Raw genomic sequence first — 22,598 nt, 5'->3', positions numbered from 1 at the left:
GGGACAGGCGGCGCGAGCGGCGGACCGGGCGCAGCACGAACACCCCGACCAACCCCCCGACACACACTCAGGAAACCCCGGAAACCCCGCGCAAATCCAGGAAAGGCGAAAACAGAAACAAAAGAAATTGTGGACTAGACCACTTTAGGGTGAATACGCGCGAGCATTGCCCAGGAATAGCAGGCGTCGAACAGCCGGACAAACCGTCTTGCAAATCCCGGAGACACCATGCAATTCCCCGGAACACCCCGGACCGACGGCCCGGAACCACCCCCGGGAAACACCCGAACACCCCACCGCCACGCCGCACCGACCCACCACCGGCCACTACCCCGCAGACGTACCCGGCGCACCACCACCCGACCGACCGCCGGGCCACCCCACCCACAGCCACCCGAAAACACCCGGGCCGGTGGCCCGGAACCACACCCTGCCTACGCGGGCACATCTCCCGTCACGGCCTCCGGCAAGAAGTCCAGCATCACCCGCCGGTGGGTGAAGAACGACCGGAGGCCGCTGGGCAGCGTGCTTGAATCACCGGATGATCGACTGGTCCACACTCCACGACGCCTACGGCCAGGCACACGCGATACCCGAGCTGCTGGACCGGGCCGTCGATCGTGACCAGGAGGCCATCGACCTGCTCTGGGGGAGCTTGTGCCACCAGGGGACGATCACCCCCGCGAGCATCGCCGCACTGCCGCGGCTGGCGGACATCGCGAAGATCGAGGACATCGGGGACTGGGCGCTCGATCTGGCCGGCGCCATAGCGGGTGGACTCCTCCAACCCCACGGCGTCGACGAAGAAGTCGCCCGGTGCGCACCGACCCTGGCCGAGCTGCGGGTCACGGCTGCTGCTCGGCTGAGGCCTGGCCTGGACGGGAAGACCTACCTCAGCCGGCTGCGGGTCATGCTCGCGTTCGACGGCCAGCCCCTGTGGTTCGAGACCCTGGACGACTTCACCGACTCCTTCGTCACCGTCGCCTGCCCGCACTGCGACGCCTCGGTGACGATCGCGGTGGGCGACTACGGCTGCTACTCCTCGATCCGGGACTGGCACCTGGGGGACGTCCACCAGGTCCCGCTCCGGCCGGCCACCCCGCACGAGCTGACCGGCACCGGGCGGACGCTGCACGAGTCGGCCGTACGGGATGGCCAGCAACGGCTCGCCTGGGGCCTGACGCACCTGTTCGGCCGGGCGGAATGCCCAGGATGCGGGAGCGTCTTCGGCATCGCAGACGAGTACGAGGCCGCCAATACACCCGCCCCATGGAACTTCACCCGAAGCCACACCAAAGACGCTCCCTGACCACCGGCAGGGACCTCAAAATCGAACATTGAGCTCGTGCCCGCTGTCCCGACTTGACGGCTTGGCGCCGTGAGGTGTCTGACAGCGCCAGATGCCCACTGACCTGTATAGACAGCTCCGTGACCCCAGATAACGGTCGGAGCCGCTCCAAGAAGCAGCGAGTCGACCGATCCTGGAGGTATGTCCCCTCCCGACGCGGCCCCGACGGTCCGCCTTCCGCACATCGAGCCGATGCTCGCGGTGGCTGGCCCCCTGCCGACCGAACCCGGTTGGCAGGGGGAAGCCAAGTGGGACGGAGCCCGCTGCCTGGCGTACAGGGAAGGCGCCGAGGTGCGCCTGGTCGGCCGCCGCGGGACGGACTTCACCAGCCGATTCCCTGAGGTCGTCGAGGCCCTCGCGGACGTCCCTAATCCGCTTCTGCTGGACGGCGAGCTGGTGGTGATGCGGGACGGTCGCCCAAGCTTCCAGGGGCTCCAGAGCAGGGTCCACCGCTCGCGGCCGGAGTCGGTGCGCGCCGGAGTCTCCGCGGCTCCGGCCGTGCTCGTGGTTTTCGACGTGCTGCACACCGACCGGGCGTTGTTCGCCGTGCCCTACAAAGAGCGCCGTGGCCTCCTGGAGAGCCTCAACCTGGACCGCCCGCGGGTTCGGGTCCCACCGGCCTGGACGTCGGTGGCCGAGGCCTTCGCCTGGACCCGCGACCATCGGCTCGAAGGCGTCATCGCGAAGCGGGCCGGCTCGCCGTACCGGGCCGGTGCCCGCTCCCGGGACTGGGTGAAGCAGAAGCACCTCCAGGTGGCAGATGTCGTGATCGGCGGTTGGGTTCCCGGCGGGCGCAGCGGGAAGTCGGTGCGCGCGGTCCTGGTCGGCGTGCCCGAGGACGAGGGTGGCCGGCTGCTGTTCGTGGGCGCGGTCGGGACGGGCTTCGCGGACGCCGAGCGGCGCGGCCTAGGTGCCGATTTGCACCGGCTCGCCGCGCCGCGCAGCCCGTTCGCCGGCGTCTCCGGAGGGCTGGGCGTGCCGGCTGGCGTCGAGGTCCGGTTCGTCGTTCCCCGTCTCCGTGCTGAGGTGCAGTTCCTGGAGCTCACTCCTGCCGGGCGTCTGCGGCAGCCGGTCTGGCGTGGGCTGCGGGACTGACCACGCCGCCGGGTTCAGGCGGCCGACTGGTCCCGTTCCCCGGACTCGTAGTCGTGCCGGGTCCGGGCGGCCTCCAGGAGGTTGCGCCACGAGCCGACGGTCGGTCGGCGGCGCAGCAGGGCGCGCCGTTCCCTCTCGGTCATGCCGCCCCAGACGCCGAACTCGATCCGGTTGTCCAGGGCGTGGGCCAGGCACTCGGTCCGGACCGGGCAGCCGGTGCAAGTGATCTTGGCGCGGCTCTGTGCCGGGTGGTCGACGAACATCTCGTCCGGATCGGTGGTGCGGCAGGCGGCCGCGTCCCGCCAGTCGTCTTGGTCCTGTGGCACTGGTTCCTCCCCCGTGCGGTGCTGGGCTCAATGTAAACGATCTGATCGCGGCGGTGAGTTTATTTCCCGCTGAAATGTCGTTTATTGCAGCCTTGATATTTTCGCGCACGGCCTCCTATGGGGATTTATCATGTCCGGTTCCATTTGTTTTCTGTTTCGGCTGTGTGGCCAACGAGGTCATGGTGTCAGGTCGGCGTGGAGGTGGAGGGCTGATCATCGGATGATCATCTCTCGGCGCGTAGGCTTGCGGGTGACGCCCGACATGTCAAGGCAAAGCCTGCCGTGAAGAATGCATCGAATCGTCGGCCCGGACTCGTTACAGGCTGCGGAGTACGGCGACGACCCGTCCGAGGATGGTCGCCTGAGCACCCGGCAGAGGCTCGTAGACCGGGTTGGCCGGCATCAGCCAGGCGGTGCCGTCGCGGTGGCGCAGGCGCTTGACCGTGGCCTCGCCGTCGATCATGGCGGCCACGATCTGGCCGTTCTCGGCGGTCGGCTGGCGGCGGACGGTGACCCAGTCGCCGTCGCAGATTCCGGCCTCGATCATGGAGTCGCCCCTGACGGGAAGCCATCGGGTTCCCGGATTCCTAAACGCCTCTGGCCAGGAACCCGCTGTGTTCCGTGCGAGGACCTCCCCACCCCACCGCCGGTTCACAGGAACGATGACCGCTGCGGATCCAGGTGCCGTGCCGTGGATGTTGGCGCGTGTTCGCCACACCGGGCGCGGCTGGCCCGGCGGGGCAGGTGGGTGGGAGCGGCCTGACGGGCATGGCCGGTGCGCAAATCGCGTCCGGGCTGGTCGCCGGCTGAGGGCGGTACTCGCCCTGGAACTGACAGGTTGGCCCGTCGGTGGTGTCACTGCCTGCGCGCTAGGCATTCACCTTCGGATGAATCCGGCCGCCGTTCCGTCACCTGGCGCCCACCGGGGACGGTATCCGGTCAACACTTCCCTCGACACCTGGAGGACACTATGCGACGTCGAAGCGTGGCTGTTGCCGTGCTCGCCGGACTCTCCCTGGCCCTTGCCGTACCCGTGGCCGCCCACGCGGCGCGCGGACCGCAGGTCACCGTCGGCACCTCCCGCGATGAAACCGTGACGATCGAGGGCACGGGCCTCTCATCGCCGACCGACCTGGTCTGGGGCGGGAACACCAGCGGATCCGCCACCGTGGGCGGAGGGGACTGACCGGGCCGGAACCCGTAAGGCTGCGGTGCCCGGCACTCAGCCGGGCACCGCACCACGCCAGGCCTTCGCCATCGGGACAGCTTCAGGCCGGGATGGGGCGTGCGGTCAGAGCCCAGTCGTCGGCCGTGGAGGTTCAGATAGTCTGGGGGCGTGGGCCTGATGCAGCACAGGACGGCGACGACCTTGCGGAGGACGGTCGCGTGGTCGCCGCTGATGGGCTCGTAGGCCGGGTTGTGGGGCAAGAGCCAGGTTCGGCCGTTCTCCCGCTTGAGGCGCTTGACGGTGGCCTTGCCGTCGATCATCGCGGCGACGTGTCTCCGTCGATGATGGCCGCGCCGGGGCCGCTCAGAGAACCGCCAGCCACGGTGAGCGCGAACAGTTCGCCCTCACCGACCAGCTGACGGGGCAACGCGAGGACGTCTTCGACACCCTGCGCGGCCAGGACTGGTCCTCCGGCGACGATCCGACCGACCAGGGGGACGTAGGAGGTGGTCGGCCGGATCGCCGTCGAGGCCGTGTTCTCTCTCTCGCCGGCAAGGCGATGGGTGGAGAGGGTGCAGGCGCGCGGCCGGTGGCGGTCGCGGCGCAGGACGCCCTTGCACTCCAACACGACCAGCTGGTGCGCGACCGAGGACGTGCTGGACAAGCCGACGGCCTGGCCGATCTCGCGCATGGGCGGTGGCGCCGCTGCACGGAATCCCGGATGACCTCGATAACGCGGCGCTGGCGCCCGGTGAGCCCCCGAGCTGCCAGGGCAGGCCGTAGCCGGCGTCCGGCCGGTGTCGGGGGACCTGCGCCATCTACCGGAATGTCGGGACCGCACCCGGTGTGCGGCCCCGACAGGAGGGGTTACTCCTCCGGCAGGCCGGTGTACATGGGGACCTGGAACGACTCGCCAGCCCGGATGGTGATGTCGTGTCCGGAGACGTTCTGGACATTCAGCACCTGCTCTCCTTCGCCGGAGTCGCCGATGCCGGTGGTGACGAAGGAGGCGGACGGGATTCGGCCCGTGAAGACGGGATTCTGCATGGTCGCTCCGTAGGAGGGTGCGGGCGGGGAACGCAGGGGCGCGCTCGGCTACCTGTAGCCCGACCGGCGAGGGGGCAATCGGTGCCTTGTTGGGAACCACTCGAACGAGCACCGAAGCCGCACACCTGTCCAGCGGTGGAAGTGTTCTCGGCGGGCCGGAGGGCCCGTCCGCTCGTCAGGCGGATGGTCGTGCGGGATCGGCGCGGCCTGGCCGGCAACGAGGAACGGGCTGCTGCCGGCGGGCGGCTTCCGGGAGCCGTGGCGGTCCGTCGGCACAGTGCGGTCGTGCTTCTTGGAGGCCGCGGTCGGGCGTCCGTGCCGACGGGTGGTGTCGTCGGCCGTGCCCGGCCCGTGGTCTCCGGTGCTGCGGCCTCCCGGGCGGCTCGGTCTCAGAACGCGTCGGCTGCCTGTTCCCGGGTCTTGAGGCCAGGGAACAGGCAGCGGGCTGCACGCCAAGGAGGGCGGGGCCGGGCTGCTTAGCAGGCCAGGTTGTCCCGAGCGGCCGTGAGGATCTCCGTTGCCGCCTCCTTGTCGGCGTCGGTGGGGTTCCACGGGAGGATCATGTCGATGTCCTCCTGGTGGCCGTTGTTGCCGGTGAGGTGCATCCGAAGGTGGTAGCGGGAGGGGAAGTCGGTGGCGGGAGGGGTCGCGGGGTAGCTGACCTCGACCTCGTACCGGTCGACGGTGACGTGCCCGGTGTTGAGGCACAGGCTGGCGACGTTCTCGAACGACTTGTACAGGCCGGTGTTGAAGTTCACCGTCATGGGGACGAGGTTGTAGCGCTCGCTGGGGCCGTGCAGGATGTCGGCGACCAGGTGGCCGCCGTGCCAGCCCTGGCCGCCCGCGGGCCGGCCGTTGATCGTCCCCATGATGTTGCCCACCGCACGGGTGCACGCGTCGTTGCGGATGTCGCCGCCGGTCCGGACGGTTGCGGAGTTGAGGGCGTGGATGGGGCGTCCCAGCGCGTCGACGGTGTAGTCGAACCCGCTTCCGGGGTCGTGGTAGGTGAACGGCGGTGGCTGCGGATACTGCGGGCAGCCCGGGGGGTTGATGGCCGGTGCGTAGGCCGGGAGCGCGGGCGCGGCTGCGGCCTGCGGCGGGGCCGGGACGGCGAGGGCCGCGATCGCGAGGCCGGCGAGGCCCAGGCGCGCCGCGGATCTGAGCCGATGCGCGAGTGCGGTGCGGAGGGCGGTGTGGGGTGGGCGTGGCGTGATGAGCATGAAGGTCTCCTGGCGGGGTGTGGTTCTGTGCGTCCTGCTGGTCGGCGACCGGGAGCTGATGAGGCTGCTCCCGGCCGCTGCGAGGATGCTTCACCCGTAGTGGAGGGTGATGCCGGGCTTCTTCGTGGCCGCGTCGACGGTGGCGATGACGACCAGGGTCCAGGCCTGCTCGGGGGCCAGGGCGGGCAGGGAGGTCCAGGTGATGTTCTGCCCGTTGATGTCGGCGGGCGGGTCGCAGGTGAGGGCTTTCACCCCTGTGTCCGCGGTCGCGGTCAGGGAGCGGGGCGGGGAGGTCGAGGGACCCGCGTTGACGACCGTCCAGGCGAAGACGTGGTCCTTGCCGGGCTGGGGTGGGTTGGGGCTGAGGGACCACTTGGGGAACAGCAGGGCTTCGCGGGACACCGCGAGGGTCACGGTGGCGTTGGCACTCGCGGAAGATTTGTCGGCGCTCACGCGGGCGGCCAAGGTGGCCTTCCCGTCGGCCATGGTGCCCTCGGCCGCCACGACGGCGGTGAGGGTGACGCGGGCGCCGGATCCGAGGGTGTCGAGCCGGGCGACGACGGCGCCGTTCTCGACGATGCTATCGAGGGCCACGCCGTCGCGCTCGATCGCGCGGACGGTGACGCCCTTCGGCGGGGTGAGGACCAGACGCGCGTCTTCCAGGTCGGTGGTGCCGTTGCTGGAGACGATCAGGGTGACCGCGGTGTCGGCCCCGGCCTTGAGGGGAATCTCGCCCGCCGGGTCGGCCGTTAGGGTGAGGCCGCCGCTCCCGGTGACCAGGACGCCGACGACGACGGGCTGGCCGAGGACGGCGCGGGTGGCGACGGCCGCCGTGGTGCGCAGGACGCCGGAGGCGCCGGTGTCGGCCTTGGCCGTCAGCTGGACGGTGATGCGGCCTTTGGGGGGCACCGACGGCAGGAGGACGGACGTCTCGGTGCCGGCGGCGGGTGTGCTGCGGGCGGTGCCGTCGACGGTGAGGGCGGTGGGGGTCAGGCCCTTGGGGACGGTGATCTTCAGGGCCGCGTCGGTGAGGGTCGAAGGTCCGGCGTTGGTGACCGTCCAGGTCTGGGTGGTGGGCGCTGCGGCGGCGATGCGGCTGGGGAAGGTGATGCCGGTCAGGGAGGCGGGGGCGTTGGGGTCGACGGGCGCGGAGACGGGGGCGGAGGTGTGGTTGGAGGCGCCGGTGGCGGTGGCCTGGGCGGTCACCGGTGGCAGGGGCTCGGTGATGTCGCCGGGGAGGTCGACCTCGACGGTGGCGATCCAGTGCTGCTGGGGCTTGAGGGTGCCGATCGTAGAGGCGGGCCAGGTGACCTTCTGGCCGGCGGTGACCTGGCCGCCGCGGGTGGCGCGGGCGTTGGAGGCCCGAGCGGCGGGCGGCAACTGCGCGGTGAGCGTGGCGTCCTTCAGCTCGGTCGGGCCGTTGTTGACCAGGGCCCAGACGTAGGTGGCGCCGTAGCCGGCGGTGACGCGCCCGGGAAGGACCGCGCCCCACACGTTGAGGCTGGTGGCCGGGGTCTGGACGGTCGCGGTCACGGGCTTCTCGTCGGGGGTGGTCATGCCCGTGGCGGTGACGCTCGCGGTGGCGGTCAGGTCCTTGGTCTGGGTCGGGGCGATGATGCCGGTCAGGGTGATGCGCACCGGTTGGTCGGCGGCCTTGAGGGTGCCGATGGTGGCGGTGGCCTTGCCGTCCTTGGCCGCGGGCTTCTGGCTGCCGACGGTGACGGCCACGCTGCTGGGGTCGAGTGCGGCGGCGGGCCAGGTGACGGTGGCCACGACGCCGGTGGCGTCGGCGGTGCCGGGGCGGACGTCCCAGGTGAAGGTGACCTGCTTGCCTGGCTCGGCGGGCTGCGGGAGGGGCTGCCCGGGAACGAGGGTGACCGTGCCGCTTGCGGCGATCGGCACGTTCACGCTGCGGCGGGCGGGAGTGGCGTGGCCGCCGGCGGCGGTCGCGGTGGCGTCCTTGGCGCTCGCCGCGCCGGTGCGGACCTTGGCCTTGACCGTGATGGTGACCGTGTCGCCGGGCTTGAGGGTGCCCAGCGAGCCGAGGAGGACACCGCCGGCCGAGGAGAAGCTGCCGGTGCTCGTCGTGACCGAGGTGAAGTCGAGGGTGTCGGGCAGGCGGACCTGGGCGGTGACGGAGGTGGCGTCGTCCTTCCCGGTGTTCTTCAGCTCCCACGTCAGCGTGACGTCCTGGCCGGGGGCCGGCTTCTCGGGTGCGAGGGCGGCCTTGGTGAACCACAGACGGGTGATCTTGTTCTTCTGCTCGTCCTCGTCCGGCTCCTGCTTCTCGGGCTGCTGCGGGTCGGTGTCCTGGGGCCCGCCGTCGGAGCCGAACGCGAAGAACCCGCCGAAGAAGGACAGCGTGATGGTGAAGCTCAGCAGCCACGAGAAGGTGATGGACAGGAAGCTGAACAGCGACAGGATGCCCTTGACGACGGTGATCACGTTCGTGCCCGGAATGATGCCGCCCAGCGGACCACCGCCGATCCCGCCGACGAACTCCTTCTCGGGATGGTCCGGATCCTTCAGCGGGCTGAAGCCCAGGAACGCGCCCTTGACGTCCTTCGGGTCGAGCGCCCACACCAGCGGCTTGTCGGAGTCCTTGACCGTCACCCGGGCCGACGCCCCGGCGGACGCGGCGCCGGTGGCGCTCACGACCACCTTCGCCTCCAGGTCCCCCGTCGGCGCGTCGTCGTCGACCCGGGCGACGACCGTGATCCACCAGTAGGCGCCCGCCTTCAGCGACCCGCCCTGGCTCGACGTCACCGTGCGCTTGCCCTCGTCCCACACCCCCGCCGTGTCCTTGTACTCCCCGACCGGGGTCAGGCCCTTGGGCAGGGTGACCGCCGCCTTCACATCCTTCGCGGTCGCCTGGCCCTGGTTGACGATCTTCCAGGCGAAGGCTACGTGGCTGCCCCGGCCGGCCTGGGCGGGGAACACCTTCCACGTCGGGATCGCCAGGACCGGCTTGTGCGAGGGATCCTCCTTGGGCGCGACGGGGATGGAGATGTCCCTGTCGTCGATGGTCTCGTCGCCGTGCTGCGCGGTCACGTGCACGGACACCGAGGTGGCGTCGTCGGGCGGCGTGACGTTCGCGGTCAGCTCGAAGTGCTGCTTGGTGTCCTTGCCCGTCAGCGTCCAGGTGATCTTCTTTTTGCCCGGGTCGAGCGTGCCGCCGGCCGGGGTGAAGGCCACCTCCTCGACCTCGGCCGGCAGTGTCACCGTCACCGTCGTCCCGTCCAGCGGGCCGCCGTCCGGCCGCTGGACGTCCCACTTGAACAGCGGCCCCTTCGTGGTCGATCCCCCCGGGATCGGCTCCGGCGCCGGCCCCGAGACCGACACCACCACCGGTCGCACCTTCGCCGCTTCCCGCGCCTTCTTGATCACCCGCACCGTGTAGGTGTCCCAGATGTAGAGGTCGCCGGTGCTGTTGAGTGCCAGACCTACTGGCAATTGGAGTCCGGCGGCAACCGCTGGACCGCCGTCGCCCGACGACCCCTGGCCGAACCCGGCGACGGTTGAGAACTTCCGCTCGGATGCGGAGAGCATGAAGATTCCCCTCTCCGTACCCTCGCCCAAGTAGGAGACGAAGAGGCTGCCGTCCGCGTCGGCCGCCAGGCCCATCATGTAGAAGCCGCGGCTACCGTCCTCGATGACGGTGATCTGCTGGTCCTTCGCTGAGATGACGCTCAGTGTCTTCTGATGCTCTTGGTCGATCACGTACAGGTTTCCTGCGCCATCGACGGCGAGCCACAGCGGCTGGAAGGAGAGCTTCTTGTAGAGAGTGACCCGCTGACCTTGAGGATCGACTTTCAGGATCCGGAGGTTTCGGGTGTCCGCGATGAACAAGTTGCCCGCCCCGTCGATGGCGAGCCCGCACGGCTGAACGAGTTCGGCCTGGTCCGGCGGCCCGGGCACCCCCGCCGACCCCGCCTTCGCGGTGCCCGCGTAGCGGGTGATCGTCCCTCCGGAGTCGACCTTGCGGACACAGTTGTTGTCGCTGTCCGCAATGTAGAGGTCGTTGCCCTTGGGGTCCAGAACGATGCCGAGCGGCCAGTGCATCCGCGCCGACACGGCCGGGCCTTTGTCTCCCGAGTAGCCCTTTTCTCCGGTTCCTGCGAAGTCGTGGATGATGCCCTGTGGATCTACCTTCCGTACCCGGTCCGGTTCCTCCTGACAGAGGTACACGGTGCCGTCGCCGGCCACGGCCAGCGCGTAGCACTGACCGATTCGGGCACTCAGGGCCCGATGGCCGTCCCCCGTGTCCTGCCCGAACTCGTGCGCCTCCTCCCCCGTACCGGCGATCCTGTCGATGTATCCGTTCTTCAGCACCACGATCCGGCTCCTCTTACTCGTCATCAGCTCTCGCCGCTGGGCAGAGAGAGTTGGCGGCACGCCGGGCATCCCGGGGTGCCGCCAGCCGCCGCCCGGCACAAGGAAGTCTGTAGACGTACCAATGGGTGCGGGCCGAGCCACACCGTGCAGGCAGGCTGCTGAAGCCGGACAGCGCATCCCCCACTCCCCGCCATGTGCCGGTCGTTCACGCGCGGGTGGGAGCCGGCCGCTTGTCCGGGTGCGCGGTGAGGACGTACTTGGTCGCGGTGACGTTGGCGAGGCCGAACAGCCGCATCAGGCGTACGGGGTCCGCGGTGTGGCGGGCCTCGTCGAGGATGCGGTCGGTGCGAAGGGCGCCCGCGGTCAGGCCGATGGTGCGGAACGGCTTGCGGAGCAGGCCAGCGCTGACGGCCGGGCCCGTGAGGTCGACGGCCGTCTGCCGGCTCACGATCAGGTGGGGGTTGGTGCTGTCGGGCCAGCGCTGGTGACGTTCGCGGATCCAGGCGGTGGAGAGGGTCATGAGCAGGCTGTCAAGGTAGAGGAGGTGGTCCAGGCGCCGGGGGCGGCGCACCCGTTGGCGGGCGGTGGAGCGGTCGAGGTCCTCCAGGCGCAGGCCCGCTACCTGGTGGGGTTGAAGGGCGTGGACGGCGACGAGGGCGACGATGAGGCGGCTGCGGGTGTCGGGGAGGTGGTCGAGGATGCCGGTGAGGCGGTCGGAGGCCAGGGTGGTGGGCAGGCGACGGGCGATGGTGAGGGTGACGGTTCGGGCGGGGTCGCGGAAGATGAGCCGTTCACGGCGCAGGGCGCGGAAGTGCGACCTGAGTGCGGTGTGGACGCGCAGGGCGTGGTGGCCGGCGAGCGGTTCGAGGGCGGTTTCGATGTGGTTCCTCGTGATCTCGCGCGGGCTTTGCAGGCCTGCCGTGTGCCAGGCGGTGAGGACGGGGGCGGCGGCGTCGAGGTAGTTGTCGATGGTCTTGGGGCTGCGTGTCCAGTTCTCCTTGCTGCCCTGGCCCTGGAGGACGTCGATCCAGCGGTGCGCGGCGGGGGCGAAGTCTCCGGGCAGGGCGTCGGCGGTGCGGCGGGCGCGGGCGATGAGCGTGTGTGCGGTGTCGGGCATTGGGATCAGCAGGCCGCGGCTGCGGAGGAACTGGACGAGGCGGTGGCCGTGGAGGTTGGGGTGCAGGCTCGCCAGGGCGCGGATGTCCGCCTCGTGGACGGGGGCGTCGGCGCCGAGGTGGCCGGTGATCAGGCGCAGGGTGCGCACGCTGCCGCTGAAGGAGTCGGTGCTCCAGCCGCGGGTGCGGATGTAGGTGGTGAAGTCGTCGAGCAGCTCGGTGGCCTCCGGGGTGAGGGCGGGCTCGGCTTCAGCGGCCAGAAGCGTCCAGTCTCGGGCTGGGGCGGGGAAGAGTTCGAGCTGCGCGGGGTCGACGAGGTGGGGCGAGAGCGGGCGAGTGCCGGCGGCCGAGCGGGCCAGGCGGCGCTTCAGGTCGAAGCGCCCGTACCGTGGCGCCGGGACGCCGGGGGCGAGGACGGCCAGGGCCGGAGCGAGACGCCCGGCGAACCAGAGCTGGTCACCACCGTCGAGCGCGGCACCAGCCGTGTCGATCTCGGTCTCGGCCTCGACGATCCGGCAGAAGCGGCACCGTCCGCCCGAGGTCGGCACGATCCTGCAGCAGCGGGCGCACACGCTGGGTTCCGGGTTGCCCAGGACGTGCTGCCAGCTCGCGCACTTCTCGCACAGGCGGCGCCGGTCGTTCGCCCAGGCGTAGCAGTGCGCACAGCTGCCGTGAGCGAGCCGGTCGGGGGAGACGATCCGGCGGGTGGCGGTTGGGGCGAGGAGGCCTGCGCGGTGCAGGGCTTCGGCGATGGTGGGCCGCAGAGCCGGGAGGTCGCGGACGGCCTCGGGGCGGACCTGGTGCTCGCCGGGTTCGCGGGCGGCCAGGGCCAGACGCACCAGAGGCCGGGTGCGGAGAAGCCAGAACGCTCCGACGCCGCGTTCGCGCGCCATGTCCTCCAACGCGGCGAACGCCTGTGGCATGTCGGGGATGTCCCGGTCGTGGATGCGGGCGCCGTCGCTGGCAGCGAAGCACCGCGGCGGGGTGGGGAAGAGGGCGAGCTGGCCGGGCAGCTCGGGCGGACACAGCGCGGGGTCGTCCCGCGTGGGTTCGGGGAAGCGTGCCCGCAGCCAGGCTGGCACCTCGCGGCTGACGCGCGGGCCGTCCTTGGCCCGCAGCGGCCGGGCGTCCGGAAGCCGGAGACCGGGAAGGCGCAGCGCCAGCTGCCGGGGACGGCCGGCGGGCAGATGAGTGCGTCGCAGTTCCGCCCAGGCCCAGTCGTCGTCGAGGCCTAGGCGGGCCGCGAGCAGGCAGGCCCGGCAGGTTCCGTCCCGGGCGACGACGTGCGTCCAGCCGCAGCGCCGGCACACCCCCGGTGACCATGGGCCGTTCCGGCCAGCGCGGTTGCGGACGCGTGCGCAGTCCGCGCACACGCCCGTCGCGGGGAGCATGCCCCAGTCCAGGCACTCCCCGCATGATCCGGCCCGCCGTACCGTCGGCTTCCCCACCCCGGTCTCCCCCTTGTCGGTCAGTTCGGTGGCAGGGCCCGGCGCCGACCGCCGCTGGCGGGCCTGGGGACCGGCCTGAGCGGGCCGCTCTCCCCCACCGCCTGCGGTTCGACGCTCTCTCGTTCGGCGGCGGCGACCGGCTCGGCCTCCATGAGGTCGGCGACCGTGCAGTGAAGCGCGGCGCAGATCCTGTCGAGGTCGTCCAGGCGGACGGTGACCGGCTGGTTCGACCACATCGCGGCGACCTTGCTCAGCGAGGGGTTGAAGCCCACCTCCTGGAAGGCGGCCAGGAGCTGGGTCGGCCGCCAGATGTCCCGCCGGGCCGCCGCCCAGCGCAGGTTCCACTTCATCCGTTCACGACTCCGCGCTCAGCCGGCGAACCGCTCGCCGGGAAGACTCAAGGCTCATCCGCTCCGGGTCGCCCTTGGCGGTCGCGAGGTAGCCGACCGTGGTGGAGGCCCAGGTATGGCCCAACAAGACCTGTACATCCCACAACGGCATCCCGGCCTCGTAGTTGTGGGTCGCGCACGCGTGTCGCAGAAGATGCGGAAAGATCTCGGTGACCGGGCCCTTGAGGTGTAGCCGCGAGGCGGCCTTCAGCGCCCGCCGGAACGTGTCCGGACCCACCGCAGGTGCGACCGGCAGGTTCAGGTCCGCCATCGCGCGGGGCAGCCGCTCGGAGGGGAACAGCGGAGCCAGCGGATCGGCGGGGTCGTCGCCGAACTCCCCGCGGACCTCCTCGATGTACCACCACAGCAGCTCGCGTCCCTCCTGGAACAGGAACGCTTCGCGCTCGCGGGGGCCCGACCCGCGCGCGCCTTTGCCCCGGACCAGGAAGCGGCCCCACTGGCCGTTCTCCCAGTGCACGTGGCCCATGCACACCCCGCACAGCTCGGACGCCCGCACCCCGGAGATGTACGTCAGCTTCGACATGACGTAGTTGCGCACCGCGACCGGGTACTTCCGCGCCCTGGGCAGGCTCTCTCGCCAGGACGCGAAGAACGCCTTCGTCTCCGTCACCGACGGCGGGATGCGCAGCCCGAAGTCGCCTCGGTGCCGGGGCCGGTTGAACGGATCGATCGGCGAGGCGACCGCGGCCCCGAAGCGCCGGTGGATCTCCCCGGCGTAGCGCTGTTCCAGGAAGGCGAAGTAGCCGTCGATCCGGTTGATCTTCGAGCGCATTGTCGCGTGCCGGCGGGCCTTCCCGGGCCCCGCGAAGTAGCGGTCCAGCTCCCGGGAGGTCAGCCGCCACGGTACGACGTCGTAGAAGGAGCAGACCTCAAGGACCGGCTGCACCAGGGCGTCGAGCGTCTTCGGCGCCAGGCCCGCCACGTCGCGGGCCCAGCAGTACTCGACCAGCGAGTCCTGGAACAGCGCCCGTTCGGCCTCCGCGTCCCTGCCTTCGGCGGACGGGCGTTGCAGGGTCAGGACATCGGCGAGGCCCGGCTCAGCTGCAGGGGCCTGGCCGGGTTCGTCAAGGAGGGTCGCGCCAGCTCCTCCACCGACGAGCGTGAAGCGGCGAATCCCGGAATCTGCCACGAACACGCAGATTAGGAGCATAACTCCTGGAATCCAGGAGTTACTGGCAGATTCTCACGCGATCGTGTGAAGCTTCCGGCGACTCCGTGACCTGCATGAACAGCCGCAAGAGGAGCAGGGGGCGTCCCCAGGAACCCGTCGGATCTCCACTTTGAGCGCGAAGAGTTCCCCGTCGCCGACGAGTCGGCGCGGCAGGGGGAAGACGTCCTCGACGGTCTGCTCGGCGAGGATCGGGCCGCCGGCGGCGATGCGGCCGACCAGGGGGACGTACGAGGTGGGCGGCTGCCCGTCGGTCTGGAACGCGGGCAGCTCGCCGATGTGCGGGTTCGTCAGCGCGTAGGCGCGGGGGCGGTGGGGGTCGCGTCGGACGACGTGCATGGACTCCAGGCGCTGGATGACGTGGGAGACGGAGGAGGTCGAGCTGAGTCCCACCGCCCTGCCGATCTCCCTCATCGAGGGCGGGTAGCCGCGGGCCTGGGTGATGTCGCGGATGGCCGTCACGACCTGACGCTGGCGGTCGGTGAGGCCGTCGGTGCCGATCCGGGTGCCGGGCGGGCGGCCGGCGCGGGCAGGGGCTGCGGTGGTGTCCTCCGGCACGGCGGTGTCCTCTCCTCGGGGATCTTGGTGGACTGGCACTTTACGCCCGCTTGGGGCGGTGGTCTACGAACTTTCCGTGACCTCCATTGCCCCGGTCACCTGCGCCGTTGGCCCGGCGGGAGGCGGCGGTGGCGAGCGCGGCCGGGGCGATGGCGCCGCGGCCGAAGCGGGCGGTGGCGCGGTCGATGACCGGCTCCAGGGCCCGGGCGCTCTCGGTGGGGCGGTCGAAGGTCAGCTGGACCGCCGCGGTGACTTGCTCGCGGAGGTCGCCGGCGCGGGCGGTGACGGCACGGACCCGGGCCCGCTGGAGGCCGAGCCGGGCGTGCAGGGCGTAGAGGGCGTCGCGCAGGGCTGGGCTGTGGCCAGTCGCCTCGGGCAGGACCCGGGAGCGGGTGGTGTGGGAGCGGTCGGCGTAGGTGACCTGGAGCTCGACGGCGCGGGCGCTCTGGCCGGCGGCCCGGAGCCGGGCGCCGAGGTCGGTGGCGAGGTGGAGCAGCGCGCGGCGGACTTCGTCGGGGTCGAGGACGTCGTGGTCGAACCGGGTGGTGGAGGCGATGGTCTGGGGCGGGCCGGAGGGGGTGATGGTGCGCCGGTCGGTGCCGTGGGCGCGTTCGAGGAGCAGGCGGGCGGTGGTGGCGCCGGCGATGCGCTGCACGGTGGCCGGTGGCAGGGCGGCGAGGTCGCCGATGGTGCTGATGCCGTAGCGGCTGAGCTTCCTCTCCAGGGCGGGCCCTACGCCGGGCAGGCGGCGGGCGTCCTGGCGGTGGAGGAAGTCGAGCTGCTGCTCGGGGTCGTCGGGCAGGACGTGGACGGTTCCGGGAGTGGCGGTGTCTGCGGCGATGGTGGCGAGCATGCGGTTGGGGCCGATGCCGCCGGTGGTGGCCAGGCCGTAGCGGGCGGCCAGGCGGGTCTGGAGGAGGTCGGCGAGGTCGGCTGGGGAGAGCCCGAAGTATCGGACGGCTCCGGAGAGCTGGAGGAGTGCGCGGTCAGGGGGCAGGGCCTGGACGACGGGGGTGATGTCGCCGAGGACGGTGAACAGGGAACGGTAGGTCTCGAACGGCGCTCGGTGCAGGTGCAGGTGCAGGACGGTGGCTGCGGTGCTGGTCATTGTGGTTCACCCCGCCGATCCGCTGGAGGCGTGCCAGAGCCGTCCGGCGCCGCCGTTGCCGGGCCGGCCGGGGCGGCGGGGCTCCTGGCCGTCGTCGGGGGCGGGGGCGGCGAGCAGGTCGCGCACCGCGCGGGTGCCGCCTTCGGTCCGGGCGTGGGCGAGTTCGGTGAGGTCCCAGGCCCGGGCGCCGATGATCGAGAGGGAGCGTCCGCGTCGCTGGAGCTGGCCGCGGGCGACGATCAGCCAGCTGTGGAACAGGGTGTGCGCGACGGCGGCGTGGGTGTCGTCGAAGAAGGTGAGGTCGATCGGCTGCCCGCCGGCGCCGTCGTCGAGCGTCACGAAGATCGTCCGGCGGCCGGAGCGCATCGGCGGTGTCTGGGAGGCCACCTTGGCCCCGGCGACCAGCACGGTCTCCCCCGGTTCGATGTCGCGCAGCCGAGTGGAGGGGGTGACGCCGAGCTCGGCGAGCAGCGCGTGGTGGTCGGACATGAGGTGGCGGGAGGCGTCCATGCCGGTCACCTCCAGCTCGGCGCTCAGCTGCTCGGCGGAGGTCATCTCCGGCAGGCCGGTGACGGTGCCGGGTCCGTGCGCGGGGGCGGGCAGGGTGAGCTGGCCGGTGGTCGCGGCGGCGCGCTGGCGGGCGTGCAGCTCGTCCAGGAGCAGCAGCAGGTCCCGGCGGCCGGTGCCGCCGGTGACGGTGTCGAGGGCGCCGATCCGGGCCAGGCGCTGCGCGGTCGGCAGGCTCGGGCGGGCACGCTCCCAGAAGTCCTCGATCCCGGTGAACGGGCGGGCGGCGGTGATGCGCTCGACCTCGGCGTCGGTGATGCCCTTCACCGAGGCGAGGGCGAGGCGCAGGCCTTCGCCGCCGCCAGCGACGGGTTCGGTGGTGTAGCCGGCGGCGGAGCGGGCGACGTCGACGGGCAGGATCGCGATGCCGCGGCGGCGGGCGTCGGCGAGGACCAGGCGCAGGGGGTACATGCCGGGGTCGGCCTGGAGCAGGCCGGCGTAGAACGCGGCGCCGTGGTGGGTCTTGAGCCAGGCGGACTGCAGGACGGGCAGGGCGAACGCGGTCGCGTGCGCGGCTGCGAACCCGTACTGGCCCATCCCGAGGAGTTGGGTCCAGCAGGTGTCGATGACGGCGGGGTCGTAGCCGGCGGCGGCCGCGCGGCTGCGGAACCATGCCTCCAGGGCCGGGAGGCGGTCGGGCTTGCCGAGGGCCCGGCGGGCCTCCTCCCCCATCGCCAGGTCCGACCTGGTCAAGGTCGCGAAGGTCTTCGCGATCTGCTCGTTGAACACGAGCACGCCGCCGGTTGGCCGCAGCACGGGGATCAGGTCGGGGTGGGGGTAGCGGGGGCGGCGGCCGCGGCGGGTCTCCAGCCACGGCTTGACCATGTCGGCGGACAGCGGGCCGGGCCGGAACATCGCGATCTGGACGATCAGGTCCTGGAAGGTCTTGGGCTGGGATCTTCCCAACAGGTCCCTCTGACCTGGGCTTTCGACCTGGAAGACCCCCAATGACTCGCCCTCGCAAAGGAGTTGGTAGGAGTCCTCGTCGGTGAGCGGGACCTGCTCGGGGTCGTCCAGGTCGATCTTCTGGCCGGTGGTGCGCTCGATCTCGGTGACGGCGTACGCCATCGCCGACTGGATGCGCACGCCCAGGATGTCGAGCTTCAACAGCCCGAGGTCCTCGACGTCCTCTTTGTCGTACTGGCTCATGGGGAGGTGCTCGCCGGCGGTGGGCATCACCGGCGTTCGGGCCAGCAGGGTGTGGTCGGACAGCAGGACGCCGCACGGGTGCATCGCGATCCCCCGCGGAAGCGCGTCCAGGCCCTCGACCAGGTCCCACAGCCGCCCGTACCGGTCGGCGTGCTCGGCGACGTGGCGCAGCTCGGGGAGCTCGGCCATCGCGGTGCGGACGTCGCGGGCGCGGATGTGCGGGAAGGATTTGGCGAGGCGGTCGACTTCGGTGGGGTCGATGCCCAGGGCGAGGCCGGCGTCGCGGATCGCCCAGCGCACCCGGTAGGTCTCGGGCATCGACACGGTGGTGACGCGCTCGGGCCCGAACCGCTGCAGGACCGCCTTGTAGCAGTCGATGCGGCGTTCGGACTCGACATCGACGTCGATGTCCGGCAGCGAGGTGCGCCGGTAGGACAGGAAGCGCTCCATGATCAGGTCGTGGTCGAGCGGCATCGCCACGGCGATGCCGAGCAGGTGCACCACCAGTGAGCCGGCCGCCGATCCGCGCGCCGCGACCCGGATGCCCATGTCCTTGATGTCGGTGACGACCTGGCCGACGGTGAGGAAGAAGGTGGGCCAGCCGAGCGCCGAGATGAGTTCCAGCTCCTCGGCCAGGCGATCGACGGCGTCGGGGCGGCGGTCGTAGCCGCGGCGGACCATCTCCGCCTCGCAGCGCTCGCGCAGCACCCGCGCCGACGTGCCGGGGGCCAGGCCGAGCCGGTCCTCCTCCGGAAAATGGACCCGGCCGATCCCGAGGTCGGAGGCGGGGTCGAGCCGGCACTCGGCCGCGGTACGGGCGGTGACCGCGAGCAGCCGCTGGGCGCCGGAGGGGCCCTGGCCGGCGGCCTGCGCGACCTCGGCGGCGAGCTCCGCCATGTCGGCCGGGCCCTTCAGCCACCGCTCGCCGTTGCACACCGCGCCACGCTGGACGGGGCGCAGCATGCGGGCGGAGTCCAGGACGTCGGCGATGGGGCCGGTGCCGGGGTCGGCGTAGCGCGCGGCGTTGGTGAGCACGGGGAGGAGGTCGAGGTCGGTGGCGAGGCCGACGGTGCGGGCGGCCAGGCGCAGCGAGCCGGGGCCGGTGCCGGTGCGGCGGTGGTGGACGGCTTCCAGACGCAGGTGGGGGCCGAACCAGGTCCGCCACGGGGCGAGGAGGTCGCGGGCGCGGTCAGGGCGGCCGGCGGCGAGCGCGCGGACCGGCTCGGAGCCGGGGCCGAGCAGGGCGGTGAGGCCGTCGGCGTGGGCGGCAAGGACCTCCAGCGGGACGACGGGCTGGCCGCCGCCGCGCTCGGCGCGGACCGCCCAGGCGGCGGTGATCAAGGCGCACAGGTTGGCCCAGCCGGCGCGGTCGCGGGCCAGCAGGGTGACCCGCGGCGCGGACTCGTCGACGAACGCCCCTCCCCTGGCGGGGGTGCGGCGGCGATCGGCGGTTCGGCCGGGCTGCTCGACCAGGCCGACGGCGAGGTCGGCGCCGAACAGCGGCCGGACCCCGGCGGCGGCGCAGGCCTTCGCGTGGCGGACGACGCCGGAGACGGTGTCGCGGTCGGTCAGCGCCAGCTCGGTGATGCCGCGCTCGGCGGCCCGCCCGGCGAGCGCGGCCGGCAGGGACGCGCCGTAGCGCACCGAGTAGCCCGAGGCGGTGTGCAGATGGGACGTGAGCACCCTGCATCACCTCCTGTCCGGTCCGGTCCCCCTTCGTGTCGTCGATCCCGGCTCCCCTCCGGCTTCTATATTCGATACTACGTTCGATTAACGGCGCAAGCCGCAATACCGCAGGTGGGCGACGTGGAACAGTGCGTGCTGCTCTGCGGCACCGGCGACCGGCCGGGGCCGGCCCCCGCGCGTCGGCAGCCGGGGCGGGGGCCGGGTCCGTCAGCGCAGGGGCGGACGGAGGCCCTACGGTGAGGCCATGCAGCTCGGTGACCTCGAAGGCCTGATGGTGCGCCGTCGGGCCGGACTCGGCCTCGGTGACTTCCTGGCCGTCCCCATGATCGCCCCACTCCGGTGGCCCGACGACGTCGTCGAGCAATGGCTCTACGACCACGGCGACAACGGAAGCTTCCAGCGCGACTACGGGCACATCGACCTGGCCGGGATCCTCTGGAGCCTCGAAGCCGTCACCGCTGCGGAGCTGAGCGAGATGCCGACCGGAGCGTCCGACGACGGCTGCATCGAGGAGTACGCCGCCGACCCGGACCACTGGGTCGCCGTCCGGCAGTTCGGCATCCACGAGGGCGTCGCCCGCCACTGGGCGGAACTGGGGACCTGGAAGCGCCCGCCGGTCCTCCTAGACCGCAGGCTGGTCACCCCGGCGGGCACCGGTCTGCAGGTCGTGGAGGGGCGGACCCGGGTCGGTGTGCTGAGAGGCCGCCGCCGCCAGGGATCACTCGTCGCGGCGCAACACCAGGCCTGGGTCGGGCGCCCCAGGCCCTGACCGCGCCGCCCTGGCCGGCATTCCCCGATACGGTGTCCGCGGCAGGCCGGCGGCGCGCGTACCGCACGGTGACCGCCGGTCGGCACGACCCGCGAGACTGGTTCGTCTCCGCCGGGAGGAACCGGGCGGCGAGTCGATCCCGGTGCTGAGCGTTCCTCGTACAGCGTCACGGGCGGAGCAGGAAGGGAATTCTGTGGAGGGCATCGAAGAGTTCGGGCTGGACATGAGTAGTTTTCTCGCGGAGATGGCCGCCCTGTACGCCCGCGAGGACGGTGACAGCGGTCCGGCGCTGATGCCGCTCGGAGGCATCGGACGGCAGGAAGGCGAGCGGGTCGTGGACCTGGACGCCCCGCTGCTGGGCTATGCCACCCGGGAGATCCGCGACCTGCTCAAGCGCGGCAACCCGTACGGGCTCGGCGTCCGCGACGCTCAGCGCGCCGTCCACCTCGACCGCGACCGGTGCCTGGCGCTGCTGGCCACCGCCGTCGAAGCCGGCTACCTGACCGCCCCCGAAGACCTCCACGAACCCCAGCACTGCTACAACTGCCGTACCGACGACTGCGAGTACCACGACCACCGGACCTGGAAGCTGACCCCCGCTGGCCGGAGCCTGGCCCACGCCTCCGGCCGCAAGCCGTCCACCCGCAAGAACGCCGACGCGCTGGTCGCCAAGGTGGTCAAGGCGGCCCAGACGATCAACGACGCCCCCGACGCGCTGTGGTGGGTCAAGGAGATCCGCGCGGTCGGCAAGTACGCCGAAGACGGCCAGGAGCAGCTGCTCCACGTCGATCTCGCCGTGGACCTGCGCCCGCTTCTGGACGACCCCGCCGAGCAGCGCAAGGCGGAGCAGCGCCTGCGCGATGCCGCCCGGGACCGCGGTGAGCGCGAGCGGGTGTGGGACATGGCCGGATACGGCCACTGGCGCACCCGGCTCGCGCTCACCGGGCGCAGCAAGGTCGTCAGGCTGTTCCGCCCGGCCGAGGGCCTCGACGGGCCGGTGCTCTTCCGTGAGGAGCGGGATCTCACCGTCCCTGCGGTACCGAGCGCGCCCTATCGGCGTCCGGCGGCGGCGCCCGTGGAGGGCTGCTCGTGGTGCGGACGGGCGGCGCCGTCGGCGCGGGTCGCCCAACGTGGAGCCGCTCTTGCTTCCTCCCCTGTCGCGCTGTGCGAGCAGTGCCTGTCGCTGGGCTGGACCGATGACCTCCAGTACCAGGGATCGGCGCAGGTGTGGGCGTGGCCCGTCGTCCGCGATCTGCGCGGGTCGCTGCCGCAGTCGCCGTTCCACGAGACCGGGTGCGCGCTGTGCGGGCGCGAGGACGCGGTGGACCAGCAGTGGTGGCCCGGTGACGACCGGGACGGCTCCGGCGGAGACGGGCGGGAGCCCATCGTGCTGAGGCTCTGCACGATCTGCCCGGGGCTGCTGGAACTGGTCGACGCCCCCGGACGCGAGGGCTGGTGGTGCGTCCGCCACCAGGCCGCGTGCCTGACCGGCATGCATGCCCTTCTGCGCCGCCACGCCGGTGTCGAGGAGGTCTCCGCTACCAGGAAGGCCCGCAAGGCGCCGAGGCTGACCCCGCTGCACCGGGATGTGCTGGCCCGGCTGGGCGAGCACGGGGCGCTGTCGGCCTGGGATCTGGCCCGGGCGCCCTTCAGCCAGGACCACCAGGACTACCGCTGGTGGCAGGTGCGGCTGGCCCACCTGTTCGATCACCGTCTCATCGCCCCCGTCCGCAACGGGACCGCGGAGGATCGGGAGCTCGTGCGGGCCACCAGCGAGGTGGAGCGGGACCTGGCCGTCCGGCTCGGGGCGCTGCACACGCCGGGGCCGGTCTGGGACGGGGAGCGGGTGGTCGAGCCCGCGCCGCCGGCAGGCTGGGCCGCGCTCCGCGACCAGGCCGAGCAGGCGGCCGCTCTGCTGGACCAAGAGGCGCTGCAGCGGCGTGCGGACCACCCCGTTCCCGAGGCTGCCCGCGGCCGCTGGGGGTAGCAGAAGACCCGGCCGTCCGCACCGATGGTCAGCCGCGTGCCCGGAAGGGGTTCTCGAACGGGCCAGTGGTGCTGAGCAGCGGGAGCGCCCGGCC

At 71.9% G+C, this 22,598-nt stretch carries 15 protein-coding genes and 2 pseudogenes; 5 read left to right on the top strand and 12 right to left on the bottom strand.

Annotated elements, in window-relative coordinates:
• Positions 1-541 precede the first annotated feature (541 nt).
• Positions 542-1,309 (top strand): hypothetical protein, encoded by a 768-nt coding sequence (locus ABT093_RS36170; protein ID WP_350571543.1) that lies wholly within the window; start codon positions 542-544, stop codon positions 1,307-1,309.
• A 180-nt stretch (positions 1,310-1,489) separates the two neighbouring features.
• Positions 1,490-2,443 carry an ATP-dependent DNA ligase gene (locus ABT093_RS36165; RefSeq protein ID WP_350571541.1) on the top strand — a complete coding sequence of 318 codons (954 nt, stop codon included), beginning with the start codon at positions 1,490-1,492 and terminating at the stop codon, positions 2,441-2,443.
• Between the two features lie 14 nt (positions 2,444-2,457).
• On the opposite strand, the gene ABT093_RS36160 is transcribed toward ABT093_RS36165, so the two are convergent.
• The gene (locus tag ABT093_RS36160; RefSeq protein WP_350571539.1) at positions 2,458-2,769 is read right to left on the bottom strand and encodes a WhiB family transcriptional regulator; all 312 of its coding nucleotides are present in this window, start codon (positions 2,767-2,769) and stop codon (positions 2,458-2,460) included.
• A gap of 316 nt (positions 2,770-3,085) precedes the next feature.
• Positions 3,086-3,646: a LexA family protein gene (locus ABT093_RS36155; protein WP_350571538.1), complete on the bottom strand. Its 561-nt coding sequence runs from the start codon at positions 3,644-3,646 to the stop codon at positions 3,086-3,088.
• A gap of 108 nt (positions 3,647-3,754) precedes the next feature.
• Here ABT093_RS36155 and ABT093_RS36150 point away from each other — a divergent pair, with 108 nt between their 5' ends.
• On the top strand, positions 3,755-3,955 hold the full coding sequence (locus tag ABT093_RS36150; protein WP_350571545.1) for a hypothetical protein: 201 nt from the start codon (positions 3,755-3,757) through the stop codon (positions 3,953-3,955).
• Between the two features lie 167 nt (positions 3,956-4,122).
• On the opposite strand, the pseudogene lexA reads toward ABT093_RS36150, so the two are convergent.
• From lexA to ABT093_RS36100, 10 genes and pseudogenes are all read right to left on the bottom strand, one after another.
• Positions 4,123-4,628 (bottom strand): annotated as a pseudogene (lexA, locus tag ABT093_RS36145) (transcriptional repressor LexA); the annotation flags it as partial.
• A 176-nt stretch (positions 4,629-4,804) separates the two neighbouring features.
• Entirely contained in the window at positions 4,805-4,984 is a 180-nt protein-coding gene (locus tag ABT093_RS36140) for a hypothetical protein (protein WP_350571536.1), read from the bottom strand.
• A 476-nt stretch (positions 4,985-5,460) separates the two neighbouring features.
• On the bottom strand, positions 5,461-6,204 hold the full coding sequence (locus ABT093_RS36135) for a DNA/RNA non-specific endonuclease (protein WP_350571534.1): 744 nt from the start codon (positions 6,202-6,204) through the stop codon (positions 5,461-5,463).
• A 90-nt stretch (positions 6,205-6,294) separates the two neighbouring features.
• Entirely contained in the window at positions 6,295-10,563 is a 4,269-nt protein-coding gene (locus tag ABT093_RS36130; RefSeq protein ID WP_350571532.1) for an NHL domain-containing protein, read from the bottom strand.
• 181 nt (positions 10,564-10,744) lie between these two features.
• Positions 10,745-12,964 carry a hypothetical protein gene (locus tag ABT093_RS36125; protein WP_350571531.1) on the bottom strand — a complete coding sequence of 740 codons (2,220 nt, stop codon included), beginning with the start codon at positions 12,962-12,964 and terminating at the stop codon, positions 10,745-10,747.
• Positions 12,965-13,122: 158 nt separating this feature from the next.
• Complete coding sequence (locus ABT093_RS36120) at positions 13,123-13,452, bottom strand: helix-turn-helix domain-containing protein (protein ID WP_350571529.1); 330 nt, start codon at positions 13,450-13,452, stop codon at positions 13,123-13,125.
• Between the two features lie 4 nt (positions 13,453-13,456).
• Complete coding sequence (locus ABT093_RS36115; protein ID WP_502884390.1) at positions 13,457-14,662, bottom strand: tyrosine-type recombinase/integrase; 1,206 nt, start codon at positions 14,660-14,662, stop codon at positions 13,457-13,459.
• Between the two features lie 126 nt (positions 14,663-14,788).
• Positions 14,789-15,277, bottom strand: a pseudogene (locus tag ABT093_RS36110) (LexA family protein); the annotation flags it as partial.
• A 1-nt stretch (position 15,278) separates the two neighbouring features.
• Positions 15,279-16,346: a DNA polymerase Y family protein gene (locus ABT093_RS36105; RefSeq protein WP_350571527.1), complete on the bottom strand. Its 1,068-nt coding sequence runs from the start codon at positions 16,344-16,346 to the stop codon at positions 15,279-15,281.
• Between the two features lie 6 nt (positions 16,347-16,352).
• The gene (locus ABT093_RS36100) at positions 16,353-19,745 is read right to left on the bottom strand and encodes a DNA polymerase III subunit alpha (RefSeq protein WP_350571525.1); all 3,393 of its coding nucleotides are present in this window, start codon (positions 19,743-19,745) and stop codon (positions 16,353-16,355) included.
• A 247-nt stretch (positions 19,746-19,992) separates the two neighbouring features.
• Between ABT093_RS36100 and ABT093_RS36095 the strand changes: the two genes are divergently transcribed.
• Both ABT093_RS36095 and ABT093_RS36090 read left to right on the top strand, forming a co-directional pair.
• Positions 19,993-20,517, top strand: a complete 525-nt coding sequence (locus ABT093_RS36095) for a hypothetical protein (RefSeq protein WP_350571524.1) — start codon at positions 19,993-19,995, stop codon at positions 20,515-20,517.
• Between the two features lie 193 nt (positions 20,518-20,710).
• A complete protein-coding gene (locus ABT093_RS36090; protein ID WP_350571522.1) occupies positions 20,711-22,504 on the top strand; it encodes a hypothetical protein in 1,794 nt (597 codons plus the stop codon).
• Positions 22,505-22,598: the final 94 nt, after the last annotated feature.

The organism is Kitasatospora sp. NPDC002551 (genome assembly GCF_040296005.1).
Taxonomy (GTDB): domain Bacteria; phylum Actinomycetota; class Actinomycetes; order Streptomycetales; family Streptomycetaceae; genus Kitasatospora.
This window is presented reverse-complemented; position numbering and strand designations above follow the sequence as displayed.